14 protein-coding genes are annotated in these 18,799 nt (G+C 70.4%); 7 read left to right on the top strand and 7 right to left on the bottom strand.

What is annotated here, in order from left to right:
• Nucleotides 1–137 precede the first annotated feature (137 nt).
• Nucleotides 138–818, top strand: coding sequence for a ribosome hibernation-promoting factor, HPF/YfiA family (gene hpf / locus ACWCO8_RS29480; RefSeq protein ID WP_362423456.1), 681 nt, complete (start codon nt 138–140; stop codon nt 816–818).
• A 216-nt stretch (nt 819–1,034) separates the two neighbouring features.
• Nucleotides 1,035–1,790 carry a response regulator gene (locus tag ACWCO8_RS29475; protein ID WP_384517273.1) on the top strand — a complete coding sequence of 252 codons (756 nt, stop codon included), beginning with the start codon at nt 1,035–1,037 and terminating at the stop codon, nt 1,788–1,790.
• On the opposite strand, the gene ACWCO8_RS29470 is transcribed toward ACWCO8_RS29475, so the two are convergent.
• Both ACWCO8_RS29470 and ACWCO8_RS29465 read right to left on the bottom strand, forming a co-directional pair.
• The gene (locus ACWCO8_RS29470; RefSeq protein ID WP_451034797.1) at nt 1,783–2,946 is read right to left on the bottom strand and encodes a winged helix-turn-helix domain-containing protein; all 1,164 of its coding nucleotides are present in this window, start codon (nt 2,944–2,946) and stop codon (nt 1,783–1,785) included. The genes ACWCO8_RS29475 and ACWCO8_RS29470 overlap by 8 nt on opposite strands.
• 89 nt (nt 2,947–3,035) lie before the next feature.
• Complete coding sequence (locus ACWCO8_RS29465; RefSeq protein ID WP_451034796.1) at nt 3,036–3,629, bottom strand: GNAT family N-acetyltransferase; 594 nt, start codon at nt 3,627–3,629, stop codon at nt 3,036–3,038.
• A 264-nt stretch (nt 3,630–3,893) separates the two neighbouring features.
• Between ACWCO8_RS29465 and secA the strand changes: the two genes are divergently transcribed.
• A complete protein-coding gene (gene secA / locus ACWCO8_RS29460) occupies nt 3,894–6,695 on the top strand; it encodes a preprotein translocase subunit SecA (RefSeq protein WP_451034795.1) in 2,802 nt (933 codons plus the stop codon).
• 64 nt (nt 6,696–6,759) lie between these two features.
• Here secA and ACWCO8_RS29455 read toward each other — a convergent pair whose 3' ends face one another.
• A complete protein-coding gene (locus tag ACWCO8_RS29455) occupies nt 6,760–7,263 on the bottom strand; it encodes an Rv3235 family protein (RefSeq protein ID WP_451034794.1) in 504 nt (167 codons plus the stop codon).
• A 275-nt stretch (nt 7,264–7,538) separates the two neighbouring features.
• On the opposite strand from ACWCO8_RS29455, the gene ACWCO8_RS29450 reads away from it, so the two are divergent.
• From ACWCO8_RS29450 to ACWCO8_RS29440, 3 genes are all read left to right on the top strand, one after another.
• Nucleotides 7,539–8,045, top strand: a complete 507-nt coding sequence (locus ACWCO8_RS29450) for a DUF6912 family protein (protein ID WP_451034793.1) — start codon at nt 7,539–7,541, stop codon at nt 8,043–8,045.
• 37 nt (nt 8,046–8,082) lie between these two features.
• Nucleotides 8,083–8,766, top strand: a complete 684-nt coding sequence (locus tag ACWCO8_RS29445; protein WP_451034792.1) for an HAD family hydrolase — start codon at nt 8,083–8,085, stop codon at nt 8,764–8,766.
• A gap of 546 nt (nt 8,767–9,312) precedes the next feature.
• Nucleotides 9,313–9,522, top strand: coding sequence for a hypothetical protein (locus ACWCO8_RS29440; RefSeq protein ID WP_362011929.1), 210 nt, complete (start codon nt 9,313–9,315; stop codon nt 9,520–9,522).
• 71 nt (nt 9,523–9,593) lie between these two features.
• On the opposite strand, the gene ACWCO8_RS29435 is transcribed toward ACWCO8_RS29440, so the two are convergent.
• Complete coding sequence (locus ACWCO8_RS29435; protein WP_362011927.1) at nt 9,594–10,148, bottom strand: DJ-1/PfpI family protein; 555 nt, start codon at nt 10,146–10,148, stop codon at nt 9,594–9,596.
• Between the two features lie 376 nt (nt 10,149–10,524).
• Between ACWCO8_RS29435 and ACWCO8_RS29430 the strand changes: the two genes are divergently transcribed.
• The gene (locus tag ACWCO8_RS29430) at nt 10,525–15,486 is read left to right on the top strand and encodes an NAD-glutamate dehydrogenase (protein WP_451034791.1); all 4,962 of its coding nucleotides are present in this window, start codon (nt 10,525–10,527) and stop codon (nt 15,484–15,486) included.
• 95 nt (nt 15,487–15,581) lie between these two features.
• Here ACWCO8_RS29430 and ACWCO8_RS29425 read toward each other — a convergent pair whose 3' ends face one another.
• From ACWCO8_RS29425 to ACWCO8_RS29415, 3 genes are read right to left on the bottom strand one after another with little or no spacing between them, the layout of a single operon-like run.
• Nucleotides 15,582–16,931: a glycosyltransferase 87 family protein gene (locus ACWCO8_RS29425; protein ID WP_451034790.1), complete on the bottom strand. Its 1,350-nt coding sequence runs from the start codon at nt 16,929–16,931 to the stop codon at nt 15,582–15,584.
• Nucleotides 16,932–16,976: 45 nt separating this feature from the next.
• Nucleotides 16,977–17,780 (bottom strand): ABC transporter ATP-binding protein, encoded by an 804-nt coding sequence (locus ACWCO8_RS29420; protein ID WP_362011921.1) that lies wholly within the window; start codon nt 17,778–17,780, stop codon nt 16,977–16,979.
• Nucleotides 17,773–18,708 carry an ABC transporter permease gene (locus ACWCO8_RS29415; protein WP_451034789.1) on the bottom strand — a complete coding sequence of 312 codons (936 nt, stop codon included), beginning with the start codon at nt 18,706–18,708 and terminating at the stop codon, nt 17,773–17,775. Before ACWCO8_RS29415 ends, ACWCO8_RS29420 begins: the two co-directional genes overlap by 8 nt.
• Nucleotides 18,709–18,799 lie beyond the last annotated feature (91 nt).

The following is an 18,799-nucleotide window of genomic DNA, read 5'->3' as shown; positions in this document are numbered from 1 at the left end:
GTGGGGATCTTGCCGACTGGGGAGGAGGAGGTGAAAGTCGCCAAGTCCGAGGCTCCGGCATTCACCGGAGTCTGGTGCAAAGGGAGATGCTCAGTGGCGTAGGAGCCGATCTGAGCGATCCGGGAACGGAGTTCTGCGTGGACATCGTCGTCAAGGGCCGCAAGACCGAGGTGCCCGAGCGGTTCCGCAAGCACGTGGCCGAGAAGCTGAAGCTGGAGAAGATCCAGAAGCTCGACGGCAAGGTGATCAGCCTCGACGTCGAGGTCTCCAAGGAGCACAACCCGCGGCAGGCCGACCGGTCCGACCGTGTGGAGATCACCGTCCATTCCCGAGGCCCGGTGATCCGGGCCGAAGCTGCGGCAGGCGACCCGTACGCAGCCCTCGACCTCGCCCACGGCAAGCTCGAGGCGCGACTGCGCAAGCAGCACGACAAGCGGTACACCCGCCGCGGCAACGGCCGTCTGTCGGCCGCGGAGGTCGCCGACGTGGTGCCGGGTGTCGCCCAGCTCAACGGCAACGGCCAGCTGGTCGCAGAGGAGTCCGGCGCCGTGCCCACCACGATGATGGGCTCCATCGAAGTGCAGGGCGAAGGGCCGCTGGTGGTCCGCGAGAAGACGCACGCGGCCGCCCCGATGACCCTCGACCAGGCGCTCTACGAGATGGAACTCGTCGGACACGACTTCTATCTGTTCGTCGACTCCGACACGAAGCAGCCGAGTGTCGTCTACCGGCGACACGCGTACGACTACGGCGTGATCCACCTGGAGAGCGACCCGCTCGCCGAAGGTGGCGGCGCCGGCGGTGCCCTCGGCGGCTGACCCGCAGCCCGCAGGCACCCCACCCCACACCTACAACTGTCCGTCTCGGTGCCCCTGGAGCGCCCCATGCGCCCCCAGGGGCACCCCCGTGCAACCACGGGATCGCCGCGTTGTCGCCCGGGCATGAAATCATGGCGTGCACGCCAACCGGTGCTCCAAGAGCAGCGGTTGGAGGACCGAACACGAATTCAGGCCATGGACTCAGGGGGAGGAACGATGGCGGACAGCTTCGGGCCGGTGCACAGCGGGCGAGAGTCCGATGGCGCGGCCTTCCCCGGGGGTTCGGATTCGGCCAGCGGGGACTCCCGCAAAGAGCCGATCCGGGTCCTTGTGGTGGACGACCATGCCCTCTTTCGCCGGGGCCTGGAGATCGTCCTCGCCCAGGAGGAGGACATCCAGGTCGTCGGAGAGGCGGGCGACGGGGCCGAGGCGGTCGACAAAGCCGCGGATTTGCTGCCCGACATCGTGCTGATGGATGTGCGGATGCCGAAACGCGGTGGCATCGAGGCCTGTACGTCCATCAAGGAGGTGGCCCCCAGCGCGAAGATCATCATGCTGACGATCAGCGACGAGGAGGCCGATCTCTACGACGCGATCAAGGCGGGCGCGACCGGCTATCTCCTGAAGGAGATCTCCACGGACGAGGTCGCCACGGCGATTCGCGCGGTGGCCGACGGCCAGTCGCAGATCTCGCCCTCGATGGCGTCCAAGCTCCTCACCGAGTTCAAGTCGATGATCCAGCGGACCGACGAGCGCCGGCTCGTGCCCGCGCCCCGGCTGACCGACCGCGAGCTCGAGGTGCTGAAGCTCGTCGCGACCGGGATGAACAACCGGGACATCGCGAAGGAACTCTTCATCTCCGAGAACACGGTGAAGAACCACGTCCGGAACATCCTGGAGAAGCTTCAGCTGCACTCCAGGATGGAGGCCGTGGTCTACGCGATGCGGGAGAAGATCCTCGAGATCAGGTGAGGGCGGCGGTCAGGGCCTCGGCGACGGCCGGGGTGTCCGTGCGCTCGATCCGTACCGCGTCGCAGCCCACCCACTCGGCCGCCTCGCGCAGCGCCTGAGCCATCGGCGCGACCGCCTTGGCGGACTCCAGGGACACCTGCCGGGCCACCAGCGTGCGGCCCTCGCGGGCCGGGTCCACCCGGCCGAGCAGCTTGCCGCCCGCGAGCAGCGGCATCGCGAAGTAGCCGTGCACGCGCTTCTGCTTCGGCACGTACGCCTCCAGGCGGTGCGTGAAGCCGAAGATCCGCTCCGTCCGCGCCCGCTCCCAGATCAGCGAGTCGAACGGCGACAGCAGCGTCGTCCGGTGCCGGCCGCGCGGCTCGCTCGCCAGCGCCGCCGGGTCCGCCCAGGCCGGCTTGGACCAGCCCGCCACCGTGACCGGGACCAGACCCGAGGCCTCGACGGCCGCGTCGAACTGCTCGCTCTTCAGCCGGTGGTAGTCGGCGATGTCCGCGCGCGTGCCCACGCCGAGCGCCTCACCCGCCTGCCGGATCAGCCGCCGGAGACACTCGGTGTCGTCCAGGTCGTCGTGGAGCACGGCGTCCGGGATCGCCCGCTCGGCCAGGTCGTAGACGCGCTTCCAGCCGCGCCGCTCGGTGCAGACCACCTCGCCGTACATCAGCGCCCGCTCGACGGCGATCTTCGACTCGGACCAGTCCCACCACTCGCCCTTGTTCTTCGCGCCGCCGAGCTCCGTCGCCGTCTGCGTGCCCTCGGAGCGCAGCTGCTTGATCACCGCGTCGTACGCGCCGTCGGGCAGGTCGTGGTACCACTGCGGGCGCGTGCGGTAGGCGCGGCGCCGGAAGGCGAAGAGCGGCCACTCCTCGACCGGCAGGATGCAGGCCGCGTGCGACCAGTACTCGAAGGCGTGGCTGTCGGTCCAGTACGCGTCCTCCACCGTCGTACGGCCGACGGCGCCCAGGCGTGCGTACGGGATCAGCTCGTGCGAGCGGGCGAGGACGGAGATCGTGTCGAGCTGGACCTGCCCCAGGTGGCGCAGCACGCCCCGGACGCCCCCGCGGCGGTCGGGCGCGCCCAGGAAACCCTGGGCCCGCAGGGCGATCCGGCGGGCTTCGTCCGCGGACAGTTCGGCGACGGGCGGCGGCACAGTGGTCATGATCCGCACCCTAGACGGCGGCACTGACAGTCCGGCCTCGGACGGTGGAAAGGGCCGGGGGCCGGCCAGGGAACCGACGGCGGAGCAGGCTACGGAACCGACGGCGGGACGGCCTGCGGAGCCGGCAGGTACGGGAGCGGGCCCGGAAGGCCCAGGTCCGACGGGAGCAGCGAACCCACCCAGGAGTCACGCAGGACGCCCTTGTTCGGCAGCGCGGCCCGCAGCACGCCCTCGATCCGGAAACCGGCCTTCTCGGCCGTGGCGAGCGAGCCCACGTTGCCGACCTCGGCCCGCCACTCCAGGCGCGTGCAGGCCAGGTCCGTGAAGGCCCAGCGGGCGAGGGCGAGGACGGTCTCCGTCATGTAGCCGCGGCCCCGGTGCTCCTTGGCCGTCCAGAAGCCGACCTCCCAGCTGCCCGAGCGCGGGTGGTGGAGCGCGGCGGCGGCGAGCAGCGGGCCGCCCTGGTGGAGCCGTACGGCGAAGGAGTACTCGGTGTCGTCGCGCCAGCCGTCCGGGACGATCCGGTTGAGGAAGAACTCGGCGTCCTGACGCACATAGGGCGAGGGCACCGTTGTCCAGCGCTGGATGTCGGGGTCCTGGCAGTGGGCGAGGACCTCGTCGAGGTCCTCGGGCCTGAAGGTTTCCAGGGTCAGGCGGTCCGTGGTCAGTGTCGTCGGCTCCATGACGGAATTCTGGTCAGTGCGGGGGGCGACGGCGAGCGGTTTTCGTGTCCTGGGGAGGCGAACACTTTTCGGGTCGCGCGGCACCTTCGGCGCTTCTCGTGCGTTCTCATTCCGGGCAGCGGTGACGCTCCGGCCCTCGGGCCTCCCGGCACGGCGGCGGTCTCGCTTACGATGGCCGTTGCGGTGGGGACCACCTGCCGTGCCCGCGCCCGAGTCCATCACACGACCCAGTGCCAGGCCCGACCGGCAAGGAGACCAGCCTCAGTGTCCGTCTTCAACAAGCTCATGCGTGCAGGCGAAGGCAAGATCCTGCGCAAACTGCACCGCATCGCGGACCAGGTCAACTCCATCGAAGAGGACTTCGTCAACCTCTCCGACGCCGAGTTGCGGGCGCTCACCGATGAGTACAAGCAGCGGTACGCCGACGGTGAGAGCCTCGACGACCTGCTTCCCGAAGCCTTCGCGACCGTCCGCGAGGCCGCCAAGCGCGTCCTCGGCCAGCGTCACTACGATGTGCAGCTCATGGGTGGCGCCGCCCTCCACCTCGGCTATGTCGCCGAGATGAAGACCGGTGAGGGCAAGACCCTCGTCGGTACCCTCCCGGCGTATCTGAACGCGCTGTCCGGCAAGGGCGTGCACCTGATCACGGTGAACGACTACCTGGCCGAGCGCGACTCCGAGATGATGGGCCGCGTCCACAAGTTCCTGGGCCTCCAGGTCGGCTGCATCCTGGCCAACATGACGCCGGCCCAGCGTCGCGAGCAGTACGGCTGCGACATCACGTACGGCACGAACAACGAGTTCGGCTTCGACTACCTCCGCGACAACATGGCGTGGTCCAAGGACGAGCTCGTCCAGCGCGGCCACAACTTCGCCTGTGTCGACGAGGTCGACTCGATCCTGGTCGACGAGGCCCGTACGCCGCTGATCATCTCCGGCCCGGCCGACCAGGCCACGAAGTGGTACGGCGACTTCGCCAAGCTGGTCACCCGCCTCTCCAGGGGTGAGGCCGGAGTGCCGCTCAAGGGCATCGAGGAGACCGGCGACTACGAGGTCGACGAGAAGAAGCGGACCGTCGGCATCCACGAGTCCGGCGTCGCCAAGGTCGAGGACTGGCTGGGCATCGACAACCTCTACGAGTCGGTGAACACCCCGCTCGTCGGTTACCTGAACAACGCCATCAAGGCCAAGGAACTGTTCAAGAAGGACAAGGACTACGTCGTCATGGACGGCGAAGTCATGATCGTCGACGAGCACACCGGCCGTATCCTCGCCGGCCGCCGCTACAACGAGGGCATGCACCAGGCGATCGAGGCGAAGGAAGGGGTGGACATCAAGGACGAGAACCAGACGCTCGCCACGATCACCCTGCAGAACTTCTTCCGCCTCTACGACAAGCTCTCCGGCATGACCGGTACGGCCATGACCGAGGCCGCCGAGTTCCACCAGATCTACAAGCTCGGCGTCGTCCCGATCCCGACGAACCGGCCGATGATCCGCAAGGACCAGTCGGACCTGATCTACCGGACCGAGGTCGCCAAGTTCGCCGCCGTCGTCGACGACATCGCGGAGAAGCACGAGAAGGGCCAGCCGATCCTCGTCGGTACGACGTCGGTCGAGAAGTCCGAGTACCTCTCGCAGCAGCTCTCCAAGCGCGGCATCCAGCACGAGGTGCTCAACGCCAAGCAGCACGACCGTGAGGCCACGATCGTCGCGCAGGCGGGCCGCAAGGGCGCCGTCACCGTCGCCACGAACATGGCCGGCCGAGGCACCGACATCAAGCTCGGCGGCAACCCGGACGACCTCGCGGAGGCCGAGCTGCGCCAGCAGGGCCTCGACCCGGTCGAGCACGTCGAGGAGTGGGCCGCGGCCCTCCCCGCCGCCCTCGAGCGTGCCGAGAAGGCCGTGAAGGCGGAGTTCGAGGAGGTCAAGGAGCTCGGCGGGCTGTACGTGCTCGGCACCGAGCGCCACGAGTCGCGCCGGATCGACAACCAGCTGCGCGGCCGTTCCGGCCGTCAGGGCGACCCGGGCGAGTCCCGCTTCTACCTCTCCCTCGGCGACGACCTGATGCGCCTGTTCAAGGCCCAGATGGTCGAGCGCGTCATGGCCATGGCCAATGTGCCGGACGACGTGCCGATCGAGAACAAGATGGTCACGCGCGCCATCGCCTCCGCGCAGTCCCAGGTCGAGACCCAGAACTTCGAGACGCGTAAGAACGTCCTCAAGTACGACGAGGTCCTCAACCGGCAGCGCGAGGTCATCTACGGCGAGCGCCGCCGCGTCCTGGAGGGCGAGGACCTGCACGAGCAGATCCAGCACTTCATGGACGACACGATCGACGACTACATCCGCCAGGAGACGGCCGAGGGCTTCGCGGAGGAGTGGGACCTCGACCGGCTCTGGAACGCGTTCAAGCAGCTCTACCCGGTGAAGGCGACCGTGGACGAGCTGGAGGACGCGGCCGGCGACCGCGCGGGCATCACGGCCGAGTTCATCGCCGAGTCCGTCAAGGACGACATCCACGAGCAGTACGACGCCCGTGAGAAGTCGCTCGGCTCGGACATCATGCGTGAGCTGGAGCGCCGCGTGGTCCTCTCCGTGCTCGACCGCAAGTGGCGCGAGCACCTCTACGAGATGGACTACCTCCAGGAGGGCATCGGCCTGCGCGCGATGGCCCAGAAGGACCCGCTGGTCGAGTACCAGCGCGAGGGCTTCGACATGTTCACCGCCATGATGGAGGGCATCAAGGAGGAGTCCGTCGGCTACCTGTTCAACCTGGAGGTCCAGGTCGAGCAGCAGGTCGAGGAGGTCCCGGTGCAGGACGCGGCTCCGTCCCTCACCAAGGACGCGGTGCCGGCCGGCCGCCCGGAGATCCGCGCGAAGGGCCTGGAGGCCCCGCAGCGTCCGGACCGGCTGCACTTCACCGCGCCGAAGGTGGACGGCGACGGCAGCGTCGTCGAGGGCGACTTCGTCAGCGAGGACGCGTCGGCCGGCGGTGACGGGATGACGCGTGCGGAGCGGCGCAAGGCGCAGAAGAGCACGGGCGGGCGTCGCCGCAAGAAGTAACCCCTGGTGGGGGAGGAGGGGCCGGGCACCTGGTGGGTGTCCGGCCCCTCCGTTTTGCTCGGTCTCAAGGGCAGGCGGGCTGGGGTGGCACGCGCGCGTGGAGGTCGTCCAGCTCCACGGCCGCGCAGCGCCAGCGGCGGTCGGCGCCGAGTTCGAGGCGGAAGGCCATGGCCCGTACGCCCCGGCCCGTGGTGACGCTGGCGAAGGCCTCCAGGCCGCCGGTGGTGGTGGGCTGGGCGTGGCAGCGGCGGAGTACGGGGCGGATGCCGTGACCCCCGAAGGGGGTCGTGGGGGCGAGCTGGACCAGCTGCTCGTACGCCTCGCCCACGGTCTGGCCCAGCATCCAGTGGACGGGCCGCTGACCGCTCAGGACGAGGAGCAGGCGCTCGGCGAAGTAGGCGTGGGTGGGGAGGGCGCGGGCGGCGGTACGGGGAGCCGTAGGGGCAGTCGTACGGGCGCGTGGAGCCGTCGCTCCCGGGCGGGCGCCGGCACCGCCGCGGGGGCCGGTGCCGGCGGGGCCGCGGGGGCGGGCCTTGGCGGCGGGCGTGTGCGTGGTGGTGCCGGTCATGCGGGTCCCCGTTTCCTCGTGGCCGGTGCTCTACCCGGCGGTAACTTCTGTTGGGGATCTTGTACGGGGGGCGTTCAGGGCGTCGCAAGGCGAGGGAGAGCGACCGGCGGGGGGTCGGCAGGTTCACCTATCTGGGTGACGGGGCCCGTACTCCGGGTCTCTCGGCGTGGGGTGGGGGATCCCTCGGGTGGACCGGCGAGAGCGTCGCCCGAAGACCCCGATGGGGTACTCCGCACGTATCCTGAGGGCGTTTCCGACTACGAAAGCGGCCAGCCATGCGCGTGTACGTCCCCCTGACCCTTCCCGGTCTCGCACAGGCGCACAAGGCGGGCGAGCTGGGCCCCGGTCCACTGACCGCCTACGCCGTCACCCCCGCGCTGCGCGAGTGGTACGTCTCCGACGACATCGAGGAGCTCGAGTACGCGGCGCTCAGCCGGGCCGCGGCCGCGTCGCTGCGGATGCTCGCCGGGGACCCCTCGGCCGCGCGGCGCCGGATCGTCGTCGCCGTCGACGTGCCCGACAAGGAGGCCGTGGTCGACCCCGACCGGGGGCTCGACGCCGGCTCGCTGGGCGAGGTCCGTATCGCCGGAGCCGTACCGCTGGCCAAGGCGGCCGCCGTGCACGCCGACGCGGACGACGCCGAGGCGGACGTCTCGGCGGCGGCGGACGCGCTGGGCGCGGCGGACCTGGGGGACGACGACGCCCAGTTCACGGTGGACGGGGCGGAGGACCACGAGCTGCTGTGGTTCGGGGTGCAGGAGATTCCGGGCCTGCTCGGCTGACTCCTCGCGTGTCGGTGCGGGCCGGTACCGTCTTTGCATGGGGACGCACGGGAAGCGCCAGGGGAAGCACCTGGTCTGGGACTGGAACGGCACGCTGCTCGACGACATCGAGGCGGTCATCGGCGCGACGAACGCCGCCTTCGCCGAGCTGGGGCTCGAGCCGATCACGCTCGCGCGGTACCGGGAGCTGTACACGGTGCCGGTGCCGAAGTTCTACGAGCGGCTGATGGGGCGGCTGCCGACGGATGCCGAGTGGCTGATCATGGACGACGCCTTCCATCGGCACTACTGGCAGCGCGCGGATGCGTGCGGGCTGACGGCCGGGGCGGCGGAGCTGCTGGCGGCGCGGCAGGAGTCCGGGTTCACGCAGTCCCTGCTGTCGCTGGCGCCGCACACCGAGCTGGTGCCGCTCGTGCGTCGGCACGGGATCGAGTCGCGGTTCGTGCGGGTGGACGGGCGGATCGGGTCGTCGACGGAGGGGAAGTCGGCGCACATGGTGCGGCATCTGGAGGCGCTGGTGGCGCTGGGGGGTGGCGTGGTCGCCGAGCGGGTGGTCGTCATCGGCGACGCGGCGGATGACGCGCGGGCGGCGGCGCATGTGGGGGCGCGGGCGGTGCTGTACACCGGGGGGTCGCACAGTCGGGCCTCGCTGGAGGCGGCGGGGGTGCCGGTGGTGGACTCGCTGGCGGAGGCGGTCGCGGTGGCGGAGGAGCTGGTCTAGGGGGTGCGGGCGGCTGGGCCGGGTGCGGGCTGCGGGGCCGGGTGCGGCCCGGCACGGGGTGCGCCCGGCCTCCGGCCGGGCTGGGTGTTCCCACCCGCACCACCCGTGCGAGTGGGATGGCAGAGGTGCCGGTCCTCCCGTGGGTGGCCTTGCGCCGTCGGCGGCTGCCGCCTTCCGCAGGTGCGCGACGGTTTCGGCGGCTGGTTCGTCAAGGGCCGCGATGTGCCAAAACGGCGGCCGGCGCTGGCCAGAGTGTCAAAGTTCCGGGCCGGGTTTTGTACACATACGGATCATGACGGTACCCGGGGGGCGGGCGGTAGGCTCAAGGCTGCTGACGGATGGTCATGCGGGCCAACGGGCTTGTGGCTCACGCGTGTTGATCGGAAATTGCCGGCAGCGGCCCCGGGTGCGGAGCGCATCCGGCAGCCCCCTGAACGCGGCGAAGGGAGATCCGGAAGAGGCCCTAGCTTGCCGGCCGGCCTCTCCTCGTGGATCTCCCCTCGCGTGCCAATGGGGGCATCCCCTGTTGCGAGGAGAGTGGTTCCCTTGGCGTCTCACGACGGTATCTCAGAGAGGGCCCGGCGCGGCAGCCGTGCTCTGGCCTGGTTCACGGCCTGCGTGGGCCTGCTGGCGCTGGTCGTCGCGGCCGTCCTGGCCCTGAGCGGTCATGGTCCGGTGGCCGTCGCCGTGGGCGCGGTCGGTGTGGCTGTCGCCGGTGGTGGTGGGCTGCGGGTGACGGTCAACGTGCGGCGGTGAGTCGGCGGGGGCGGGGTCGACGGGTGGTCTCGTGTGCGGCCGCCCGCCGAGCCCGCCCCGCCCGCCGCGTCTCAGCCCGCCGCTCGCAGGACCTTCAGGAATTCGCGCATCCACGACGGGTGGTCCGGCCAGGCCCTGGAGGAGATCAGGGTGCCGTCCACCACCGCTTCCGTGTCCTGGAAGGTGGCGCCCGCTGCCTGCATGTCCAGTTCCAGGGCCGGGTACGCCGTGACCCTGCGGCCCTCCAGGCCGCCGATCGCGGCCGTCAGGAGGGGGCCGTGGCAGATCTGGGCCACCGGCTTGTCCGCGTCGAAGAAGGATTTGAGGATCTTGCGGAGCTCCGGGTCGTTGCGGAGGTACTCCGGGGCCCGGCCGCCCGGGATCACGACCGCCACGTAGTCGCCCGGGTCCACCTCTGAGAACGCCAGGTCGGCGGGCCAGGTGTAGCCCGGCTTCTCCGTGTACGTGTCGTAGCCCGGCTCGAAGTCGTGCACGACGAAGCGGAGCTGCTTGCGTGCCGGGGCCGCGATGTGGACCTCGTAGCCCTCCTCCAGCAGGCGCTGGTAGGGGTACAGCACCTCCAGCGACTCCGCCGCGTCCCCGGTGACGATCAGGATCTTTGCCATGGTGACTCCCGGATCTCGATTCCTGCCCCAGGACACTGTGTCGCTGTCCATATCGTCAAACTTCCACCCCCTCTTTTGTACACATACGGACCATGACGATCGGGGGGGAGGGAGCGATAGGCTTTTCCCGTGATCAGCGCGATACGCCGAGGGGGCAGCGAAGCCCCCGGCCATCGCCCGGAGCGCCTACGCGGCCGGGCCGACATGGCGTTCGCTGATTTTCACGTCCCGGACGCCGTGCCAGAAATGGCCGATAACGGCTCGGGCATCTCCCATCGCGGCATAACGTCGACATCGACCGGTATCACCGCGTCGTGGCGTTGTGTCCTTTCTTCCACCGACGTCACGCAATGGCGCGCGACAGGAGCCAGAGGACATGCAGACCAAGCTGGACGAAGCCAAGGCCGAGCTGCTCGCACGGGCTGCCCGGGTAGCTGAGACCGGCCCGGTCGGGGGGCAACTTCCGACGGGGCCCGAGAACGGTAAGCGCCCGGACAGGGACACCGTGCTCGACTACCTCCAGCGCTACTACCTGCACACCGCGCCCGAGGACCTCACCGACCGTGACCCGGTGGACGTCTTCGGCGCCGCTCTCTCGCACTACCGGCTCGCGGAGAACCGCCCCCAGGGCACCGCGAGCGTGCGCGTCCACACCCCGACGGTCGAGGAGAACGGCTGGACCTGCAGCCACTCCGTCGTCGAGGTCGTCACCGACGACATGCCCTTCCTCGTCGACTCCGTGACGAACGAGCTGTCGCGCCAGGGGCGCGGCATCCACGTCGTCATCCACCCGCAGGTCCACGTGCGCCGCGATCTCACCGGCAAGCTCATCGAGGTCATGAGCGGCGAGGCCGCCCAGGGCGAGCTGCCGCACGACGCGCTCGTCGAGTCCTGGATCCACGTCGAGATCGACCGCGAGACCGACCGCGCCGACCTCAAGCAGATCACCACCGACCTGCTGCGCGTCCTCTCCGACGTCCGCGAGACCGTCGAGGACTGGGAGAAGATGCGCGACGCCGCGCTGCGCATCGCCGACGAGCTGCCCAACGAGCCCATGGCCGACGACCTGCGGCCCACCGAGGTCGACGAGGCCCGCGAGCTGCTGCGCTGGCTCGCCGCCGACCACTTCACCTTCCTCGGCTACCGCGAGTACGAGCTGGTCAACGGGGACGCGCTGGCCGCCGTCCCCGGCACCGGGCTCGGCGTCCTGCGCTCCGACCCGCACCACAGCGGCGAGGACGAGAACCACGCCCACCCCGTCTCGCCCTCCTTCAGCCGGCTGCCCGCCGACGCCCGCGCCAAGGCGCGCGAGCACAAGCTGCTGGTCCTCACCAAGGCCAACAGCCGCGCCACCGTGCACCGGCCCTCCTACCTCGACTACGTCGGTGTGAAGAAGTTCGACCAGGACGGCAACGTCGTCGGCGAGCGGCGGTTCCTCGGGCTGTTCTCCTCCGCCGCCTACACCGAGTCCGTTCGGCGTGTGCCGGTTATCAGCCGCAAGGTCCAGGAGGTCCTCGACGGCGCCGGCTTCTCGCCCAACAGCCACGACGGGCGCGACCTGCTCCAGATCCTGGAGACGTACCCCCGCGACGAGCTCTTCCAGACCCCGCCCGACGAGCTGCGCGAGGTCGTCACCAGCGTCCTCTACCTGCAGGAGCGGCGCCGGCTCCGGCTCTACCTGCGCCAGGAGGAGTACGGCCGCTTCTACTCGGCCCTCGTCTACCTGCCCCGCGACCGGTTCAACACCACCGTCCGCGAGCGGCTCACCGACATCCTCAAGGAGGAGCTGGACGGGACCAGCGTCGACTTCACGCTGATGAGCACCGAGTCCGTGCTCACCCGGCTCCACTTCGTCGTCCGCGTCGCCCCCGGCACCGAGCTGAGCCACCTCACCGAGGCCGACAAGGACCGCATCGAGGCCCGGCTCGTCGAGGCCGCCCGCTCCTGGGCCGACGGCTTCGCCGAGGCGCTCAACGCCGAGTTCGGCGAGGAGCGCGCCGCCGAGCTGCTGCGCAAGTACGGCAACGCCTTCCCCGAGGGCTACAAGGCCGACCACTCGCCGCGCGCCGCCGTCGCCGACCTGGTCCACCTGGAGCAGCTCAGCCGCAGCGCCAAGGAGTTCGCGCTCTCGCTGTACGAGCCGGTCGGTGCCCGCCCCGGCGAGCGTCGCTTCAAGATCTACAAGTCCGGTGACCAGATCTCCCTCTCCGCCGTGCTCCCGGTGCTCAACCGGCTCGGCGTCGAGGTCATCGACGAGCGTCCGTACGAGCTGCGCTGCGCGGACCGTACGCACGCCTGGGTCTACGACTTCGGCATGCGGATGCCCGCCCCCACCGCCAACGGCCAGTCGTTCTCCGACGACGCCCGCGAGCGGTTCCAGGAGGCGTTCGCCGCGACCTGGACCGGCGAGGCCGAGAACGACGGCTTCAACTCGCTGGTGCTCTCCGCCGGGCTGACCTGGCGGCAGGCCATGGTGCTGCGCGCCTACGCCAAGTACCTGCGCCAGGCCGGTGCGACGTTCAGCCAGGACTACATGGAGGACACCCTCCGTAACAACGTCCACACCACCCGGCTGCTCGTCTCCCTCTTCGAGGCGCGGATGGCGCCCGAGCGCCAGCGGGCCGGTGTCGAGCTGATCGACGCGCTCCTCGAAGAGCTGGACGCCGCCCTCGACCAGGTCGCGAGCCTGGACGAGGACCGGATCCTGCGCTCCTTCCTCACCGTCATCAAGGCGACGCTGCGGACGAACTTCTTCCAGAACACCGCGGCCGGCGTCCCGCACGCCTACGTCTCGATGAAGTTCGACCCGCAGGCCATCCCCGACCTCCCCGCGCCCCGCCCGGCGTTCGAGATCTGGGTGTACTCGCCGCGCGTCGAGGGCGTCCACCTGCGCTTCGGCAAGGTCGCCCGAGGCGGTCTGCGCTGGTCCGACCGGCGTGAGGACTTCCGTACCGAGATCCTCGGCCTGGTCAAGGCGCAGATGGTGAAGAACACCGTCATCGTGCCCGTGGGCGCCAAGGGCGGGTTCGTCGCCAAGCAGCTCCCGGACCCGTCCGTGGACCGCGACGCCTGGCTGGCCGAGGGCATCGCCAGCTACAAGACCTTCATCTCGGCGCTGCTCGACATCACCGACAACCTGGTCGCGGGCGAGGTCGTCCCGCCGGCCGACGTGGTCCGCCACGACGAGGACGACACCTACCTCGTCGTCGCCGCCGACAAGGGCACCGCGACCTTCTCCGACATCGCCAACGAGGTCGCCGTCTCCTACGGCTTCTGGCTCGGCGACGCCTTCGCCTCCGGCGGCTCCGCCGGTTACGACCACAAGGGCATGGGCATCACCGCCCGCGGCGCCTGGGAGTCCGTCAAGCGGCACTTCCGCGAGCTCGGCCACGACACCCAGACCGAGGACTTCACCGTCGTCGGCGTCGGCGACATGTCCGGTGACGTCTTCGGCAACGGCATGCTGCTCTCCGAGCACATCCGGCTCGTCGCGGCCTTCGACCACCGCCACATCTTCATCGACCCGACCCCGGACGCGGCCGTCTCGTACGCCGAGCGGCGCCGCCTCTTCGAGCTGCCCCGCAGCTCCTGGGCCGACTACAACACCGAGCTGCTCTCGGCGGGCGGCGGCATCCACCCCCGGACCGCCAAGTCGATCCCGGTCAACGCGCAGATGCGCGCGGCCCTCGGCATCGAGGCCGGCGTCAGCAAGATGACCCCGGCCGAGCTGATGCAGGCGATCCTCCACTCGCCCGTCGACCTGCTGTGGAACGGCGGCATCGGTACGTACGTCAAGGCGTCCACCGAGTCGAACGCGGACGTCGGCGACAAGGCGAACGACGCCATCCGCGTCAACGGCGAGGACCTGCGGGTCAAGGTCGTCGGCGAGGGCGGCAACCTCGGTCTGACCCAGCTCGGCCGCATCGAGTTCGCCCGCAAGGGCGGCCCCGAGGGCGAGGGCGGCAAGGTCAACACCGACGCCATCGACAACAGCGCCGGCGTGGACACCTCCGACCACGAGGTCAACATCAAGATCCTGCTCAACGGGCTGGTCGCCGAGGGCGACATGACCGTCAAGCAGCGCAACCAGATCCTCGCGATGATGACCGACGAGGTCGGCGCGCTCGTCCTGCGCAACAACTACGCGCAGAACACCGCCCTGGCCAACGCCGTCACCCAGTCGCCGTCCCTGCTCCACGCCCACCAGCGCTTCATGCGCCGGCTCGGCCGCGACGGCGCCCTGGACCGTTCGCTGGAGTTCCTGCCCAACGACCGGCAGATCCGCGAGCTGCTCAACAACAGCAAGGGCCTGAGCCAGCCGGAGCTCGCCGTGCTCCTCGCGTACACCAAGATCACGGTGGCCGACGAGCTGATCCACACCGAGCTGCCGGACGACCCGTACCTGCGCGGGCTGCTCCACGCGTACTTCCCGACGCACCTGCGCGACCAGTTCGCCGACGCGGTCGACAGCCACCCGCTGCGCCGCGAGATCGTCACCACGGTCCTGGTCAACGACACCGTCAACACCGGTGGCTCGACCTTCCTGCACCGCCTCCGTGAGGAGACCGGCGCGTCGATCGAGGAGATCGTCCGCGCGCAGACCGCCGCCCGCGCCATCTTCCGGCTCGGCGAGGTCTGGGACGCCGTCGAGGCGCTCGACAACCAGGTCCCGGCCGACGTCCAGACCCGGATGCGGCTGCACTCCCGCCGGCTGGTCGAGCGCGGTACGCGCTGGCTGCTCGGCAACCGCCCGCAGCCGCTCCAGCTCGCGGAGACCATCGAGTTCTTCGCCGAGCGGGTCGAGGGCGTCTGGACCAAGCTGCCGGAGCTGCTGCGCGGCGCGGACCTGGACTGGTACAAGTCGATCCTGGACGAGCTGACCGGGCTCGGCGTGCCGGAGGAGCTCGCCCTGCGGGTCGCCGGCTTCTCCTCCGCCTTCCCGACGCTCGACATCGTCGCGATCGCGGACCGTACGGCCAAGGACCCGATGGCGGTCGCCGAGGTCTACTACGACCTGGCCGACCGGCTGCGGATCACCCAGCTCATGGACCGCATCATCGAACTGCCGCGCAACGACCGGTGGCAGTCGATGGCCCGCGCCTCCATCCGCGAGGACCTCTTCGCCGCGCACGCCGCCCTCACGGCGGACGTGCTGTCGGCGGGCAACGGGACCTCGACGCCGGAGCAGCGGTTCGAGGACTGGGAGCTCAAGAACGCGGCGATCCTCGGCCGCGCGCGCACCACGCTGGAGGAGATCCAGGGCTCGGAGACCTTCGACCTGGCCAACCTCTCGGTCGCGATGCGGACGATGCGGCAGCTGCTGCGGTCGCACGGCTAGTCATCGTTGAACGGTTCGGGCCCCGTCGGATTCTCCGGCGGGGCCCTTCCGTTGTGGCGTCCTGGGCGGTGCTCCTTCCGTTGTGGAGCCTGCCGTCACTTCCGGGTCGTCGACGTCCACAGGCGGCGCGCCGCAAGCACGGCCGCCGTGAGCAGCAGCGCGTTGCGGAGCACCATGACCGTCACGCCCTCCCAGGAGCCGGCCACCACCTCCTCGTAGAGGACCGGGTACGCCAGTGAGCTGAGCCCGGCCGCCGGCAGGAGCAGCAGCGCCACCGGCCGCATCACGGTCCGGCGCGAGGTCAGGCAGACGGCGGCGAGGCCGAGCAGCCAGATCATGTACTGCGGGCTGATCACCCGGCTGGTGACCGTGAAGAGCAGGACGGCCGCGAGCGCCGCGTCCAGCGGGGTCGCCTCGGTCCAGGTGCGTGCCCGCAGCCGCCAGATCAGCAGCCAGACGAAGGCGAGGGCGGTCAGGAGCAGCGCGAACCGGCCGATGCTGGAGACGTACGGGCCGACGTACTCGAAGGCGCCGTAGCGGTACTCGACGGTGCCCGGCCAGATGTCGGCCGCCCGCGCGAGCGAGAGTGCGGTGCCGCCCAGCGACTCGATCTGGATGCCCCGGCTGCCCTGCTGGCGCAGGAAGGCGAGCGAGTCGGAGAAGCAGAGCGCCAGGATCGCGAGGAGCGCGACGACGGTCGTCGCGGCGGCGGTCCAGGCGTCGCGGGTGGTACGTCCCCTGGGCGTGCCGATCAGGGTCAGCACCGGCCACACCTTGACCAGCGCGCCGAGCCCGGCGAGCGCGCCGCCGATCCGGTGTCCGGCGGTCTTGCGGGACGCCACCGCGAGCAGGCCGAGCACGGCGAGGGCGGTGACCTGGACGTCGTACCGGGCGAGGGGGATGTGCAGGAGGAGCGGGAGGCCGGCGACCCAGACCCAGGTGCCGTGCGTGGCGCGGCTGCTGTCGGCGCGGGCGAGCGCCAGGGCGACGGCGGCGTCGGCGAGGAGGGTGAGGGCGACGAAGGCCTCGAAGTACGTGAGCCAGGGCAGCACGCCGGGGGACATGATGACCAGGCCGGCGCCGGGCGGGTACTGCCAGGTGACGTCGTCCACGGGGTAGGTGCCCTGGGCGAACTGGCGGTACCAGATCTGGTAGAGGACGTACACCTCGCGGCCGACCCCGCCGATGCCCAGGCTGTCGCGCAGCAGGAGCAGCAGCATGCCCGCGCGGGTGAGGACCCAGACGACGGTCAGGGCGAGGGCGGGGCCGCGGCCGACGTTGACGAAGGTCGCGGCGGTGAAGGTGTCCGACTCGAAGGGCGAGCCGGTGAGGGCGGGGGGCGCGGGGGCGCAGGCCGATGGGTCGGAGGCCCGCCGCCCGAGTCCGTCGTCGTCGGTCTCGGGCTTGGGCGGGGGCTGCGGGGCGCTGTCGCGATGCGTCGTCATCGAGACCGCACTCTATTGCGGTCTGGGTGGATTTCCGGGGTTTTGTCAGCCCTTCTTGGTGAACGCCTCGTACGCCGCCACCACCTCCTTCGCCGGACCGTCCATCCGCAGCGTGCCCGCCTCCAGCCACAGCGCCCGGTCGCAGGTCTCGGTGATGGTCGAGTTGGAGTGGGAGACGAGGAAGACGGTGCCGGCCTCGGCGCGCAGTTCGTCGATCCGTTCCTGGCTGCGGCGGCGGAACCGGGCGTCGCCCGTGGACAGCGCCTCGTCGATCAGCAGGACGTCGTGGCTCTTGGCCGCCGCGATGGAGAAGCGGAGGCGGGCGCCCATGCCGGAGGAGTACGTCCGCATGGGCAGCGAGATGAAGTCGCCCTTCTCGTTGATCCCGGAGAAGTCCACGATGTCGTCGTAGCGGTCGTCGACCTCGCCGCGTGTCATGCCCATCGCGAGCCCGCCGAGGATCACGTTCCGCTCGCCGGTCAGGTCGTTCATCAGCGCCGCGTTCACGCCGAGCAGGGAGGGCTGGCCTCGGGTGTAGATGCTGCCCCGGTTGACGGGGAGGAGGCCGGCGACGGCCTTGAGGAGGGTGGACTTCCCCGAACCGTTCGAACCGATCAGGCCGATCGCCTCACCCCGGTACGCGGCGAAGCTGACGCCCTTGACCGCGTGGACCTTGCGCGCGCCGGGCGTGGCGCGGCGCGCGAAGATCCGGTCGAGCGCGGCGGTTGCGCTGCCCTTGCCGGTGCGGGCGCCGTTGACGGTGTACGTGATGTGGACGTCGGCGGCGACGACGGTGGGTTCGCGTTCCGCGGTCTTCGCCGTGGTCGCCGTCAGGGTCTGTTCAGCCACGGCCGTACGTCTCCTCTGCCTTCCAGAAGTAGATGAACCCGCCCGCGAAGGCCACCAGCGCCCACCCGGCGGCGAGCGCCCAGACGTGGGACGGCAGTTGGCCGGCGGTGAAGCTCTCGATCAGGGCGAAGCGCATCAGGTCGATGTAGACGCTCGCCGGATTGCCCTGCAGGGCCGTGATCACCAGCTCCGGGAGCCGGCCGCTGCGCGCCAGGTGGTCGAGGGACCACATGACACCGGAGACGTACATCCAGGTGCGCAGGAGGAAGGGCATCAGCTGGGCGATGTCCGGGGTACGGGCGGCCAGCCGGGCCATCGCGAGCGCCACGCCGGTGTTGAAGAGCGCCTGCAGGAGGAGGGCGGGGACGGCGAGGAGCCAGCTCCAGCGGGGGAACTCGCCGAAGCAGAACAGGATGCCGACCAGCGCGGCGAGCGAGAGCACCAGCTGTTGGAGCTGCTGCAGCGCGAGGGCGATCGGGAGGCTCGCGCGGGGGAAGTGCAGGGCGCGGACGAGGCTCAGGTTGCCGCTGATGGCACGGGTGCCGGTCATGATCGACTGGGAGGTGAAGGTCCAGACGAAGACGCCCGTGATCAGGAACGGGACGTAGTCCGGGATGCCCTCCTGGACGTTCATCAGGACGCCGAAGATCAGGTAGTACACCGCCGCGTTCAGCAGCGGGGTCATCAGCTGCCAGAGCTGTCCGAGCTTCGCGTTGCTGTACTGGGCCGTGAGCCGGGCGGTCGCGAAGGCGGTGATGAACGCGCGGCGGGACCAGAGCTGCCGGACGTACGCCGGGAGGCTCGGGCGGGCGCCGCTGACCGACAGGCCGTGGCGCAGGGCCAGCGCGCGGAGGTCCTCCGGGGCGGTGGTCGTCGTGGGGGCGGTCCCGGTGGCGGGGGTGGGTTTCGTGAGCGTCTCGGTGGTCACGAGGTCGCTTTCGACGAGGCGGGTGGTGTGGGGCGTGGAGCGTGGGGCGTGAGCCGTGGGGGTTGGGGCGTGGAGCGTGAGGCATGGGTGG

The organism is Streptomyces sp. NPDC001927 (genome assembly GCF_053594455.1).
Note: the sequence above shows the minus strand (reverse complement) of the source record. Positions and strands in the feature narration are given on the sequence as shown.

Coding starts and splice junctions, on each gene's coding strand:
- ACWCO8_RS29435 (WP_362011927.1), bottom strand. CDS start 10,148: ATGGCAAAGATCCTGATCGTCACCGGGGACGCGGCGGAGTCGCTGGAG.
- ACWCO8_RS29470 (WP_451034797.1), bottom strand. CDS start 2,946: ATGACCACTGTGCCGCCGCCCGTCGCCGAACTGTCCGCGGACGAAGCC.
- ACWCO8_RS29445 (WP_451034792.1), top strand. CDS start 8,083: ATGGGGACGCACGGGAAGCGCCAGGGGAAGCACCTGGTCTGGGACTGG.
- ACWCO8_RS29475 (WP_384517273.1), top strand. CDS start 1,035: ATGGCGGACAGCTTCGGGCCGGTGCACAGCGGGCGAGAGTCCGATGGC.
- ACWCO8_RS29455 (WP_451034794.1), bottom strand. CDS start 7,263: ATGACCGGCACCACCACGCACACGCCCGCCGCCAAGGCCCGCCCCCGC.
- ACWCO8_RS29430 (WP_451034791.1), top strand. CDS start 10,525: ATGCAGACCAAGCTGGACGAAGCCAAGGCCGAGCTGCTCGCACGGGCT.
- ACWCO8_RS29450 (WP_451034793.1), top strand. CDS start 7,539: ATGCGCGTGTACGTCCCCCTGACCCTTCCCGGTCTCGCACAGGCGCAC.
- ACWCO8_RS29425 (WP_451034790.1), bottom strand. CDS start 16,931: ATGACGACGCATCGCGACAGCGCCCCGCAGCCCCCGCCCAAGCCCGAG.
- ACWCO8_RS29465 (WP_451034796.1), bottom strand. CDS start 3,629: ATGGAGCCGACGACACTGACCACGGACCGCCTGACCCTGGAAACCTTC.